Annotated in this window: 14 protein-coding genes and 1 other RNA gene; 11 read left to right on the forward strand and 4 right to left on the reverse strand. The window is 60.3% G+C overall.

Translation table 11 applies throughout. From position 1 onward, the window contains the following. Positions 1–10 precede the first annotated feature (10 nt). The 6 genes from rpsI to ETC27_RS12625 all read left to right on the forward strand — a co-directional run bounded on the left by rpsI (position 11) and on the right by ETC27_RS12625 (position 4,558). Entirely contained in the window at positions 11–400 is a 390-nt protein-coding gene (gene rpsI / locus ETC27_RS12600) for a 30S ribosomal protein S9 (RefSeq protein WP_136255352.1), read from the forward strand. A 219-nt stretch (positions 401–619) separates the two neighbouring features. After that, positions 620–1,216 carry a ubiquinol-cytochrome c reductase iron-sulfur subunit gene (gene petA, locus ETC27_RS12605; RefSeq protein WP_136255353.1) on the forward strand — a complete coding sequence of 199 codons (597 nt, stop codon included), beginning with the start codon at positions 620–622 and terminating at the stop codon, positions 1,214–1,216. Next, positions 1,216–2,475, forward strand: coding sequence for a cytochrome b (locus ETC27_RS12610; RefSeq protein ID WP_136255354.1), 1,260 nt, complete (start codon positions 1,216–1,218; stop codon positions 2,473–2,475). The genes petA and ETC27_RS12610 overlap by 1 nt, the downstream gene beginning before the upstream one ends. Beyond that, a complete protein-coding gene (locus tag ETC27_RS12615) occupies positions 2,475–3,245 on the forward strand; it encodes a cytochrome c1 (protein ID WP_136255355.1) in 771 nt (256 codons plus the stop codon). The genes ETC27_RS12610 and ETC27_RS12615 overlap by 1 nt, the downstream gene beginning before the upstream one ends. A gap of 143 nt (positions 3,246–3,388) precedes the next feature. Next, complete coding sequence (gene sspA / locus ETC27_RS12620) at positions 3,389–4,015, forward strand: stringent starvation protein SspA (protein WP_136255356.1); 627 nt, start codon at positions 3,389–3,391, stop codon at positions 4,013–4,015. A 51-nt stretch (positions 4,016–4,066) separates the two neighbouring features. Further along, positions 4,067–4,558 (forward strand): ClpXP protease specificity-enhancing factor, encoded by a 492-nt coding sequence (locus ETC27_RS12625; RefSeq protein WP_136255357.1) that lies wholly within the window; start codon positions 4,067–4,069, stop codon positions 4,556–4,558. Positions 4,559–4,682: 124 nt separating this feature from the next. Here ETC27_RS12625 and ETC27_RS12630 read toward each other — a convergent pair whose 3' ends face one another. Genes ETC27_RS12630 through ETC27_RS12645 form a run of 4 tightly spaced genes read right to left on the reverse strand, consistent with a single transcriptional unit; the run spans position 4,683 to position 8,084 of the window. After that, the gene (locus ETC27_RS12630) at positions 4,683–5,258 is read right to left on the reverse strand and encodes a BON domain-containing protein (RefSeq protein WP_136255358.1); all 576 of its coding nucleotides are present in this window, start codon (positions 5,256–5,258) and stop codon (positions 4,683–4,685) included. 5 nt (positions 5,259–5,263) lie between these two features. After that, positions 5,264–5,857 (reverse strand): phosphoheptose isomerase, encoded by a 594-nt coding sequence (locus ETC27_RS12635; RefSeq protein WP_136255359.1) that lies wholly within the window; start codon positions 5,855–5,857, stop codon positions 5,264–5,266. A 24-nt stretch (positions 5,858–5,881) separates the two neighbouring features. Continuing rightward, on the reverse strand, positions 5,882–6,250 hold the full coding sequence (locus tag ETC27_RS12640; RefSeq protein ID WP_136255360.1) for a YraN family protein: 369 nt from the start codon (positions 6,248–6,250) through the stop codon (positions 5,882–5,884). Next, entirely contained in the window at positions 6,234–8,084 is a 1,851-nt protein-coding gene (locus ETC27_RS12645) for a penicillin-binding protein activator (RefSeq protein ID WP_136255361.1), read from the reverse strand. The genes ETC27_RS12640 and ETC27_RS12645 overlap by 17 nt, the downstream gene beginning before the upstream one ends. A 37-nt stretch (positions 8,085–8,121) precedes the next feature. On the opposite strand from ETC27_RS12645, the gene rsmI reads away from it, so the two are divergent. The 5 genes from rsmI (at position 8,122) to ETC27_RS12670 (ending at position 12,491) form a co-directional block, all read left to right on the forward strand. Next, positions 8,122–8,979, forward strand: a complete 858-nt coding sequence (gene rsmI, locus ETC27_RS12650; protein WP_136255362.1) for a 16S rRNA (cytidine(1402)-2'-O)-methyltransferase — start codon at positions 8,122–8,124, stop codon at positions 8,977–8,979. Positions 8,980–9,033: 54 nt separating this feature from the next. Next, an RNA gene (gene rnpB, locus ETC27_RS12655) (RNase P RNA component class A) lies at positions 9,034–9,396 on the forward strand. Between the two features lie 64 nt (positions 9,397–9,460). Beyond that, positions 9,461–10,417 carry a 16S rRNA (cytosine(1402)-N(4))-methyltransferase RsmH gene (gene rsmH / locus ETC27_RS12660; protein ID WP_136255363.1) on the forward strand — a complete coding sequence of 319 codons (957 nt, stop codon included), beginning with the start codon at positions 9,461–9,463 and terminating at the stop codon, positions 10,415–10,417. Between the two features lie 29 nt (positions 10,418–10,446). Continuing rightward, positions 10,447–10,764: a cell division protein FtsL gene (gene ftsL, locus ETC27_RS12665; protein ID WP_136255364.1), complete on the forward strand. Its 318-nt coding sequence runs from the start codon at positions 10,447–10,449 to the stop codon at positions 10,762–10,764. Then, positions 10,761–12,491: a peptidoglycan D,D-transpeptidase FtsI family protein gene (locus ETC27_RS12670; RefSeq protein ID WP_136255365.1), complete on the forward strand. Its 1,731-nt coding sequence runs from the start codon at positions 10,761–10,763 to the stop codon at positions 12,489–12,491. The genes ftsL and ETC27_RS12670 overlap by 4 nt, the downstream gene beginning before the upstream one ends. The last annotated feature ends 9 nt before the right edge of the window (positions 12,492–12,500 follow it).

Here is a 12,500-nt window from a genome sequence, read left to right on the forward strand (position 1 = left end):
GTAGATTGCCATGACTCAACAGTATTACGGTACCGGTCGCCGCAAGACGTCCACCGCGCGCGTCTTCCTCAAGCCGGGCACCGGCAAAATTACCGTCAACAGCCGTGAACTCAACGAGTTCTTCGGTCGTGTAACCGGTCGCATGGTTGTCCGTCAGCCGCTCGAGCTGACCGATACGCTGGAACAATTCGACGTCTACGTGACGGTCAAGGGCGGTGGCGGCTCGGCTCAAGCTGGCGCCATTCGTCACGGCATCACTCGTGCGCTGATGCAGTACAATGAAGACTTCCGCAAGCCGCTGCGTGAAGCCGGTTACGTCACTCGTGACGCCCGCGAAGTTGAGCGTAAGAAAGTCGGCCTGCGCAAAGCGCGCCGCAGCCCGCAGTTCTCCAAGCGTTAAACGCTTCGAGGCCGCGTCAGAACGCCCAGTCCCTTCGGGGGGCTGGGCGTTTTTTTATAAGCGTTCAATGATTTGAGTCATGTATGCTGTGCCATGAAGGCGGTACTGCTGCTTGTTTTCGTGCAGGCGTTTTCCTAACATGAAGTCCATCTTGCCCGCAGGTCGCGGCCGTTTTCATCGCGGGCAAACAGCGGGTGATGAGATAGAGGGCGTGACAAGATGTCAGACAACGGCGTGAATAAGGGGCGGCGCCGCTTCCTAGTCGGTGCCACCACCGTCGTAGGGGCGGTAGGCGCCGTGGGAATTGCGGTGCCTTTCGTTTCGTCGTGGCAGCCTAGTGCCAAGGCGCGTGCGGCGGGAGCTCCTGTGGAAGCAGATGCATCCAAGCTTGAGGTCGGTCAGCAGATGACGGTCGAATGGCGAGGCAAGCCCGTTTGGGTGCTGCGTCGTGAGGATGCCATGATCGAACAGATCAAGAGCATTGATCCAGCTAGCCTGCGTGATCCCGAGTCTTCGGCGCCACAGCAGCCAAGTTATGTCGACCCAGAATTACGCTCTATCAAGCCCGAAATTCTTGTGCTGGTGGGGATCTGTACGCATCTCGGTTGCTCGCCTACGTATAGGCCCGAGCCTGGGGCCGCCGATCTCGGTGGTGACTGGCCTGGTGGGTATTTCTGCCCCTGCCATGGTTCGCGTTTCGACCTGGCTGGGCGTGTGTTTACGGGTGTGCCGGCACCCTTGAACCTGGAAGTGCCACCGCATCGTTATGCGAATGACAACATCATTGTTGTCGGCGAAGACAAGGGAGCGGCCTGATGGGGAATCCGAATCGCGCCAAGGCGGAGAAGGGTGTCATGCGCTGGATTGATGACCGCTTTCCTGCCACTCAGATGTGGGAAGACCACCTGGCCAAGTACTACGCGCCCAAGAATTTCAATTTTTGGTACTTCTTCGGGTCTCTCGCACTGCTGGTGCTGGTCAATCAGATCCTGACAGGGGTGTGGCTGACCATGAGCTACAACCCTTCCGCAGAGGGGGCCTTTGCGTCGGTCGAGTACATCATGCGAGATGTCGAATTCGGCTGGCTGATTCGCTACATGCACTCGACCGGGGCCACGGCCTTTTTCGTGGTGATCTACCTGCACATGTTCCGGGCGTTGCTCTATGGCTCCTATAAAGCGCCACGCGAGCTTGTGTGGATATTCGGTATGACCATTTATCTGGCCTTGATGGCAGAAGCCTTCATGGGCTATCTGCTGCCTTGGGGGCAGATGTCCTACTGGGGTGCCCAGGTCATCATCTCGCTGTTCTCGGCCATTCCTGTCGTGGGCGCCGATTTGACCCAGTGGATTCGCGGCGATTTCCTGATTTCAGGCATCACCCTGAATCGCTTCTTTGCCCTGCACGTGGTCGCGCTTCCGATCGTGATCCTCGGGCTGGTCGTGCTGCATATCCTGGCGCTTCATGAGGTCGGTTCCAACAATCCTGATGGTGTCGATATCAAGGCCAAGAAGGATGAGACCGGCAAGCCACTGGATGGCATACCGTTCCACCCTTATTACACAGTCAAGGACATTGTCGGCGTCGCTGTATTCTTGTTCGTGTTCTGCGTGGTGATCTTCTACTTCCCGGAAGGGGGTGGGTATTTCATCGAAAAGCCCAATTTTGAACCCTCTGATCCGCTGAAGACGCCCGATCATATCGCGCCGGTCTGGTACTTCACGCCGTTCTACGCGATGCTGCGAGCCATTACCTTCTCGCTGTTTGGGCTGGATTCCAAGTTCCTCGGTGTGATGGTGATGGGGGCGGCGATTGCGATCCTCTTCGTGCTGCCCTGGCTCGACAAGAGTCCGGTACTTTCCATGCGCTACAAGGGGTGGATGTCAAAGGTCATGCTTGCGCTCTTTGCAGTCAGCTTCGTGGTGCTTGGGGTGCTCGGTGTATTGCCGTCCACGCCAGGGAGAACAGTGGTGGCCCAAGTCTCCACAGCGGTATATTTCGCGTTCTTCTTGCTGATGCCGATCTACACGCGGCTCGAGAAGACTAAACCCGTTCCAGAGAGGGTGACCGGCTAATGAAAAAGCGATTGTTCATATGGCTTGTTGCGCTGCTTCCGGTGACAGGGTTTGCCGCGGGTGGGGCGGCGGTACATCTCGACGAGATGACACCGGATCTGTCAGATAAAGCATCGCTGCAGAATGGCATGAAACTGTTTACCAACTACTGCATGGGGTGCCATTCGCTGGAGTATCAGCGTTATTCCCGGGCGGCCGAGGACCTGGGAATCCCTCAGGACTTGGTCGAGGACAACCTGATCTTCTCCGAGGATCTGGCGTTCAACGACCAGATGCGCATCGCCATGCAGGAAGGTGATGCTGAAACCTGGTTTGGTGCCGCGCCGCCGGACCTGACCCTCGAAGCGCGCCTGCGTGGTACGGACTGGATCTATACCTATCTGCGCACCTTCTACAAGGACCCGGAGCGTCCTTTGGGGGTGAACAATAAGGTGTTCCCACTGGTAGGCATGCCGAATGCGTTGGAACCCTTACAGGGTGTGCAGGAACAGGTCTGTTCCGAGACGGACAAGCCGGTGCCGGGGCATGAGCCAGATCCGCTGACGGGCAAGTATCAGTCCTGTGATGTCCTGCAGGTGACTCAGCCCGGGGAGTTGGAGCCGGAAGAATTCGATCAGGCGGTTTATGATCTGACCAACTTCCTTGCTTATGTCGGCGAGCCGTCCAAGCTGCAGGCGCAGTCTCTGGGGCCCAAAGTGTTGATCTTCATCTTCATCTTCGGCGTCATCGCCTATCTGCTCAAGCGTGAGTACTGGCGCGACATTCACTGAGGTAGCTCAGTGGCGGTATGAGGGCGCATGGCCTATGGTCATGCGCCCTGTCTATTTTCCATGACCCGCGTCGCGGGTCTCGACGCCTGGAAGCACGGTCAACGTGTTATCATGCAGGCTCGAACTGTTGCGAGGAATGTTACATGGGTGTTGTGGCCAAGCGGTCGTCGATGACCTTCTACTCTGGTAGCGATGATCACTTCAGTCATCGCGTGCGGATCGTGTTGGCAGAAAAAGGGGTTGCCGTCGATATCCTGGAGGTCAAGGAAGACAGTCATCCCGAAGAACTCGCGGATCTCAATCCGTACAATAGCGTGCCGACGTTGTTGGATCGCGATCTAGTGCTTTATGAGTCCAAAGTGATGATGGAGTACTTGGATGAGCGTTTCCCGCATCCGCCGTTGTTGCCGGTTTACCCGGTGGCACGTGCGCAGAGTCGCCTGTGGATGCATCGCATCGAGCGGGAATGGTGCCCGTTGATCGAGCAGATCCAGCAGGGCAGCAAGAAAGAGGCTGAAAAAGCACGCAAGGAACTTCGAGAAAGTCTGATTGGTATCTCGCCGATCTTCGAGGATATGCCGTTCTTCATGAGTGAGGAATTCTCGCTGGTGGATTGCTGTCTTGCGCCATTGCTCTGGCGCCTTCCGGCCTTGGGTATTGAGCTTCCGGAAAAACAGGTCAAGCCACTGATGAATTACATGGAACGCACCTTCGAACGCGAATCCTTCAAGGCCTCGCTGTCGGAAGCCGAGCGCGAGATGCGTACCTAATACCCCCGGCCCGGGCCGCGAGGTTCGGACCACAGCCAATGGAGGCCCGAGATGCTATCGAGTCGCCCCTATCTCGCCAGGGCCCTGTATCAATGGCTCCTGGATAATGACCAAACACCTCATATCGTTGTTGATGCCAATCAGCCTGGTGTGGAGGTGCCCGAACAGTTTGTGCAGAACGGTCAGATAGTACTGAACGTCGCGCCACAGGCTGTTGAAGACTTGAGTCTTGAAAATGATGCCGTCAGCTTCAGCGCTCGCTTTGGCGGTAAGCCGATGCGGGTGATGGTGCCGATGGATGCCTTGATCGCCCTCTACGCGCGTGAGAATGGGGTCGGCATGGTCTTCGGTCACGAGCCTGTCATGCCGGGGCATGAAGGCGAAGAGACTGCCCCCGAGGATGCTGAGACCGAGGAGGGTGTACCCGACGAGCGCCCATCACTGTCGAGCGTTGAGGATACTGGTGACGAGACCAGCTCAGACGATGAAGATGCGCCTAAGGCGCCACCCAAGGGGCGTCCTTCACTGCGCGTCATCAAGTAAGATACCGGATGACGCATGCGTTGAGCGTTATGTGAAAGTAAAACGGCAGGCCGATGGCCTGCCGTTTTTCGTTTGAGAGACGTTGCTAACCACCGTTGCTCACCACCAGGCGTGGCGGTGATGGCTAGTCGAGGTATTCAAATACCTTGACGATGCGCTGTACGCCCCCGGTTGATGACACCGCGGAGACGATGCGATCACTTTCGGCACGGGTGACAAGGCCCATCAGGTAGACGCTGCCATTCTCTACCACGATCTGCACACGGCTTGCGTCGATGCTTTCGTTGGTTGATAGGCTGGTCTTGAGGCGGGTCGCCAGCCAGCCGTCAGAGAGGCGCTGGCTTGTGGGTAGATTGGCGGCGACGGTCAGCTGGTTTTGAACCTGGCGGACGTTGCGTACTTGCTCGGCGACGTTGTTGGCCATGGTCTTGAGCTCTTCGCTTGGCACTTGTCCCGTTAACAGCACCACGCCATTGAAGACATCGATATTGACGCGGGCGTCAGCCAAGCGAGCGTCGGTCTTGCCCAGATTGACGCTGACCTTGGTCTGAATGCTCTCGTCCTCGACTTTGCTGCCAAGGGTGCGCTCACCGTAGTTCTCGCCAATCGGGCCATCGTTGGCGACATTGGCAATGGTGGTGCAGCCGCCAAGGCTGAGCGTGAGGGCAAGGAGGAGGATGGAGACGGTACCGTTACGCATGGTGTTCACTCACTTGGGCCGAAGAGTTGTTCGTCGATCAAATCACACAGACAGTGGATAACCAACAGATGGACTTCCTGGATTCGGGCAGTTGATGTTGCCGGTACACGGATTTCGCAGTCCTCCTGGCCAAGCAGGGAGGCCATGTCACCTCCGTCGCGGCCGGTCAGGGCGACAACGGTCATGTCTCGATCGTGAGCAGCCTGGATAGCCTGAACGACGTTGGCCGAGTTGCCGCTGGTGGAGATGGCCAGCAGTATGTCGCCGGGTTGGCCAAGTGCGCGGATCTGCTTTGAATAGACCTCGTTGTAGCTGTAATCATTGGCGATCGAGGTCAGGGTCGAGGTGTCTGTTGTCAGTGCGAGGGCCGGTAGGCTCGGGCGCTCGCGTTCGAAGCGATTGAGCAGTTCAGATGAGAAGTGTTGGCTGTCTCCGGCGCTGCCACCGTTGCCGCAGGCCAGGATCTTGCCTTCGCTCACCAGGCACTGGACCATCATCTGGCTGGCTACCTCGATGAAGGGGGGTAACACTTCGCTGGCATAGGTCTTGGTGTCGATGCTTGCGTTAAAGTGTCCGAGAATTCGTGATTGGAAATCCATCTTGGCTTCCTGGTCCTATAGCGATCAGAACGCTTCGAAGGCGGCCTTAACCCAGAGAAACTCGAGGTTCGGGGCGCTGCCGGTAACGGCGACCACATCGAAGCGGCATGGGCATGATAGCCCGTTGCGGGCGAGATAAAAACGCGCCGCCTTGATGAGGCGGCGTTGCTTGCTGATTGTCACGGTTTCCAGTGGGTGGCCGTGGCGGCTGTCACGACGATGGCGGACCTCGACGAACACCAGGATCTCGCCTTCTCGCATCACGAGATCCAGTTCACCGCCCTTGGCATGCTGATTGCGCGCCACCGGGGTGAGGCCCCGGGCGGTCAGCCAGTCGTTGGCCAGGGCCTCGATGGCGGCACCGCGTGCGCGGGCGTCAGCGGAGCTGGCCATCGCCCAGCTCACTCGTGTCCATTTCACTACCGCTGACATCGTTGCTTGGTTGGCGGCCCTGTTGAACGTTGCCCGAGTCCGCGTCAATCCTTCGTTCGCCCCCGGCCTTCAGAGGCGGTTGCGGACGGCCGTCGATGAATTCCGCCCAAGGCAGTTGGCGTTGGATGCGCCCATCGTTGGCCGCACGCAGGGTGCCGGTAGCACCAAAGAGTTCACTGCCGCCGATGGCCTGCAGCTGAGGAAGCCGTACACCAAGCTCGTAAGCGTCGACGCCCATGGCCATCAATTTGAGAACGCCAGGATCGTCGGCTTCTGCCGACAGGGTGCGGTAGCTTGCATAGAAGGGCAGGGCTTCGACGCCGCCGACGGCTGCATCAGGGATCAGCCAAGGGATTTCGACAAAGCGCACACCGTTCAAATCGCTATCGGCTCGCGGCTGCGGCTGACCTTCGTAAGCCTGAGAGGTGGTGTAAACCGGCAGGTCGGGGCGTTTTTGATACTCAAGAGTGGGAGGGATCTGACGGGCATAGCTCGGCAGGCCGAGTAAAAACAGCATGTCTACCTGGCCGCTCAGGTTGAGGAGTCGCTTGACGCTGTTATTCACCAGCGCCTCTGGGTCGTACTGCATCATATGGCCGATTTCGCCGCCCTGATCTTCCCAGGTCTCTTCAAAGGAGGCGCCGACGCGGCGCCCCCAATCATTATTAGGCACCATGCCCGCAGCGCGGCGGTGGCCGTCACGCGCTGCACGGATGGCGACCTGGCGTGCTTCATCTTCGACAGAGAGGCCGTACTGGAAGAGATTTTCGGCGACATTGCGCTCGGCCGTCCCGTAGTTCAGGGCAAGGGTTGGCAGCGGTAAGCGCTGACGCTGCTCCAGTTCCTCGACCTTACGCTTGGCCAGCGGACCGATCACGACCTGGGCACCACGCATGCTTGCCTCTGCATAGAGCGCATCCAGATCTTTCTGGCTTGAGTCAATGAAGTCCAGTGCTGGACTAGCGACGCCTTGGCGTCCGGCATGGTTGTGGCGGGCCTCGATGCCCTGGCGTATCCGGCCGGCCACCGAGGCCAGCGGCCCTGATTCGGGGAGCAGGATGGCGATGCGCTCGACGCGCGTACCGCGAAGCTCTCGCAGGGCGAGTAGCTCGGCAGGTGGCTTGCGCGCGGCCGGGTGGGCTGGGTTCGCGTCTCGCCAGGTGGAGAGCTTGCCGAGCAGTCGGTCGATATCCCCGCTGCTCTGGCGTTGCAGCTCGAGTAGTGATAGCCAGCCGCGGGTCAGGTTGTCGGCGTCTGAGCGCAGCGTCATCAACTCCTGTGCCGAAAGGCGATTGAGCTGCTTCCAGATGGCGTCGTTGGGGATATCGCTGCCGGTGGCGGCTTGTGCCGTCAGCATGGCCTGGGTGGAGGCCAATGGCTCGCCGAGCATGCCAAGTGCCAGGCCACGGCGGTAGAGAAGGTTGTTGGCGGCGTCGTTATCCAGCTGGGCGCCGTCTTCCAGTAGGTCGGTGGCCTTGATGACGCTTGGGGCATCATCGGCTTCTAGCCCCAGCCGGGATAGTAGCAGTGCCCACTCCTGGCGACGCTCGGCGTTCAAGGCCGTGTCATCTAGCTGGGTGGCGATTTCCTTGGCCTTAGCCGCATCGCCTCGTCGTGCTAGAATGCGGGCTGCTTCCAGACGGCTCTCGGCTGCCGGGCCGGGCGCCTGTTGTTCGGCCTGGGCGAGCAGGGCGTCGGGTGACCGCTCGGTCGACATCAGGCTGGGGCCGGCGCAGCCGCTTATCAGCAGCGTCAGCAGCGCTACGGCCAACCAGCCGCGAAATGATGTATTCATGAATCCCTTCCTTAGATAACCCGCTTTCGGAATCGTAATGACAGTTTCGGCTATTGGAACATTGTACGTGGTCGCCACACCGATTGGGAATCTCGACGACCTGTCGCCGAGAGCCCGTGAAGTGCTTGGTGACGTCTCGGTAATTGCCGCCGAGGATACCCGTCACAGCGGGCGCTTGCTGCGCCACCTAGGGCTTGATCGGCCCATGCTTTCACTGCATGAGCACAACGAAAGCGGGCGCGTTGCCCAGCTCAAGGCAAGACTTGCCGCAGGCGACGATGTGGCGTTGATTAGTGATGCCGGTACGCCGCTGATCTGCGACCCGGGGTTCTTGCTGGTGCGTGAGCTGCGAGCGGAGGGGTATCGGGTGGTGCCGATTCCCGGTGCCTGTGCCTTTGTCGTTGCCCTCTCTGCGGCGGGCCTGCCCACCGACCGTTTTCTTTTTCAGGGGTTTTTGCCGGCCAAGGGCAGCGGTCGTCGGGGACGCCTGGCGGCCCTTGAGGAGCGCGAGGAAACGCTGATCTTCTATGAGTCACCCCATCGCATCCGTGACACGCTGGAGGACATTGCCCAGTGTCTCGGGACGCGCCGTGTGGTGTTGGCCCGGGAGCTGACCAAGACCTTCGAGACGTTTCTTGATGGCGATGCGGCGTCGTTGCTTACGCGCATGGAGGAAGACACTGACCAGGCGCGCGGCGAGTTCGTGGTGATGGTGGCTGGCGCCTCGCCTCGGACGGATGACGACGAGGCGCTGGTCGAGGCCGAATCGCTTCTCAAGGCGCTACTGTCAGAGGGGGTGGGCGTTAAACAGGCGGCTGCCATTGCGGTGCGCTTGCTCGGCGGGACCAAGAAGGTTTGGTACGCCAGAGCCCAGGCCCTGAAGGATGAGGGGTAGACTGCACAGTCATCGCTTGAGGGGGGGCGGCTGCGCTGGTATTCTGCGCCGCTGGGAGTCAGCCAGACAGTCGCCGCCGATAGCCTCTCGAGGTCATCGGGGGAGGAAAGTCCGGGCTCCATAGGGCAGAGTGCCAGGTAACGCCTGGGCGGCGTGAGCCGACGGCAAGTGCAGCAGAGAGTAGACCGCCTACGTCTCCTTCGGGAGGCCGGTAAGGGTGAAAGGGTGCGGTAAGAGCGCACCGCGCGCCTGGCAACAGTGCGTGGCACGGTAAACCCCACTCGGAGCAAGACCAAATAGGAACCCATTGGCGTGGCCCGCGTTGGGTTCGGGTAGGTTGCTTGAGGAAGGCGGCGACGCCTTCCCTAGAGGAATGACTGTCCACGACAGAACCCGGCTTATCGGCCGACTCCCTCCATTCCCCATCATCGGTTGGTCATCGACTGACTTGCCGGTGTTTCTTGTTTGTATCGAGACCTGCATGAGCGCATCTGAAAACCCCGCGGCCCCGTCTTCCTTTCGTCACGAAAGCGTGCTGCTCGACGGGGCGGTCGATGCGCTGCTTGTCGACCCCGCCGGCGCCTATCTGGACGGCACCTTCGGCCGCGGCGGTCACTCCCGCCTGATTCTGTCGCGCCTGGCACCAGAAGGGCAGCTGTTGGCGATCGACCGAGATCCCCAGGCGCTGGAGGAGGCGGCGAGTATCGATGATGCTCGCTTCGCCATCGAGCGTGGCGAGTTTGCAAGGCTTGGTGATATCGCGGCGGCGCAGGGCCTTCACGGTCGGCTGGCCGGGATTCTGCTTGATGTGGGCGTGTCATCGCCTCAGCTTGATGACCCCGAGCGTGGCTTCAGTTTCCTGCGCGATGGCCCGTTGGACATGCGCATGGACCCTGAACACGGGGAGAGTGCTGCCGACTGGCTAGCGCGGGCCAAGGTTGAGGATATTGCCTGGGTCTTCAAGACCTATGGTGAAGAGCGTTTCGCCAAGCGCTTGGCGCGGGCGATCGTCGAGCGTCGTAAGGAGTGCCCCTTCACACGCACCGGTGATCTGGCCGAGGTGATCAAGACGGCACATCCTGCCTGGGAAAAGGGTAAGCATCCGGCCACTCGAGCCTTCCAGGCCTTGCGTATCCATGTCAATGGCGAGCTCGATCAGCTCGATGCCGCCCTCGACGCCGCGCTCGAGGCCTTGGCACCGGGCGGTCATCTGGTGGTCATCAGTTTTCACTCCCTGGAAGATCGGCGCGTCAAACGCTTCATCCGCGAGCACGTGCGCGGCGATACGCACTTGCCGCGCGGCATGCCGATCCGCGATGATCAGCTCAATCGCCGCCTTGAAGCCGTCGGTAAAGCGCGTCGCGCCAATGCCGCCGAGGTTGATGCCAATCCCCGTGCCCGCAGCGCCGTGATGCGGGTGGCCCGCAAGTTGAAGTAGCCGCGACGCACAAGCAGCTAAGGAGCGACATGAGCCAGGGACGAGTCTGGATGCCGGGTCTTGAGGCGAGCCCTCGCCCGAGCCTGCGTCTGGTGCTAGTGGTGCTGTTGGTCATCGCCGCGTTGGCGAGTGCTGTGGCCGTTACCACGACCAGCCATTTGACCCGCGAACAGTACGCCCGCCTTCAGCAACTTGAGCGCGAGCAGAGCCAGCTGCAGACCGAGTGGGGGCAGCTGCTTCTCGAGGAGAGCGCCTGGTCGAGTCCGGCACGGATCGAGAGGCTTGCCAGTGATCGGTTGGAAATGCACTTGCCGGATATCGAGCGTGTGGAGGTGATTGGGCCATGAGCACGACCCAGCGCCGCTCCGCTACGCCACGTCGCCCGCCTCCTGGCGCGCCTTTGGGTGTCTTCCGCTACCGGTTAATGCTAGGGCTGATCCTGTTGGCCTTGTGCCTGCTCGGTGCACGTATCGTCTATCTGCACGTGATCGACCGCTCCTTTTTGCAGGGGCAGGGTGATGCCCGCACGCTGCGCGTGGAATCGATAAGTGCCCACCGGGGAATGATCACCGACCGCAACGGTGAGCCATTGGCCATCTCCACCCCGGTTGTCAGCCTATGGGCAAACCCTGAGGAATTACCGCCAGATGACATTCAGCGTCTGGTGTTGGCGCGCGCCCTGGATGTTGACCTGGACGACCTTAATGCCCGCATTGCGCGTTATTCTGAGCGTGAATTCATGTATCTGCGCCGTCAGATGACGCCCGCCGATGCCCAGGAGATTCTCGATCTCAAGGTACCGGGTATCTATCGCCAGCTCGAGTACCGTCGCTACTATCCGTCGGGCGAGGCCTCGGCGCAGCTGATTGGCGTGACTAACGTCGATGACCGTGGGCAGGAAGGCCTCGAGCTCGCCTACAACAACTATCTGTCCGGGACGCCTGGCAAACGCCGCGTGCTCAAGGATCGTCGCGGTCGTTTGGTGCGCGACCTGCACCTGCTCAAGGAGGCTGATCCGGGTGGCGATCTGACGCTTGCCATCGATCAGCGGCTGCAGTACATGGCTTATCGGGAGCTCAAGGCGGCCGTTCAGGAGAGAAATGCCGATGGTGGCACCCTGGTCATGATGGACACCCGTAGCGGCGAGGTGCTGGCAATGGCCAACCAACCCTCCTACAACCCCAATAATCGCGCCGGCCTCGATCCCAGTAGCCTGCGAAATCAAGCCATCGTCGATGTTTTTGAGCCAGGCTCGGTGATGAAGCCATTGGCCATGTCCGCGGCACTTGAGACCGAACGCTATTCACCAGACACCGTCGTCGACACCTCGCCGGGCTGGATGCGTCTGGACAACCGCTTTACCATCCGCGATTTTCGCAACTACGGTGAGCTGACGTTGGGCGGTATTCTCCGGAAATCATCGAATATCGGCATGACTCGTATTGCTCTCGACCTGCCGGATACCGCTGTGGTCGATACCTATCAGCGCCTGGGGCTGGGGCAGGCGCCGGGCACGGGTTTCCCCGGCGAGGCCTCGGGAAGCCTGCCGTCACCAAGCCATTGGGCTGACAGTCAGCGTGCCAGCCTCGCCTATGGCTATGGCTTGTCGGTGTCGGCTTTGCAGTTGGCAAGCGCCTATACGGCGATCGCTAACCACGGGCGTCGTCTATCTCCTTCGCTTTTAAAGCGGGATGGGCCGCCCGAAGGGTCTGTGGTCATCGAGCCGCGGGTCGCCGATGAGCTGCTCGGCATGATGGAGCAGGTGGTGCAGCCTGATACCGGCGCACATCGAGCCGGGGTGCCGGGCTATCGGATAGCAGGCAAGACCGGTACGGTGCGTAAGGCCGCCGGCGGGGGCTACGAGGAAGACGCCTATCGTGGCCTCTTTGTCGGCATCGCTCCCGCCTCTGACCCGCGTATCGTCACTGTCGTGATGATCGACCACCCTCGAGGGGATGACTACTATGGGGGGCTGGTCGCGGCACCGGTGTTCTCGACGGTTGTCGGCAATGCCCTGCGTCTGCTCGATGTGCCGCCTGATCAGGATACGCTTTCATCCGCCGACGCCCCTTGATTCCTGGAG

This window comes from Onishia niordana, from assembly GCF_004798965.1.
In the GTDB taxonomy this organism is placed as follows: Bacteria; Pseudomonadota; Gammaproteobacteria; order Pseudomonadales; family Halomonadaceae; genus Onishia; species Onishia niordana.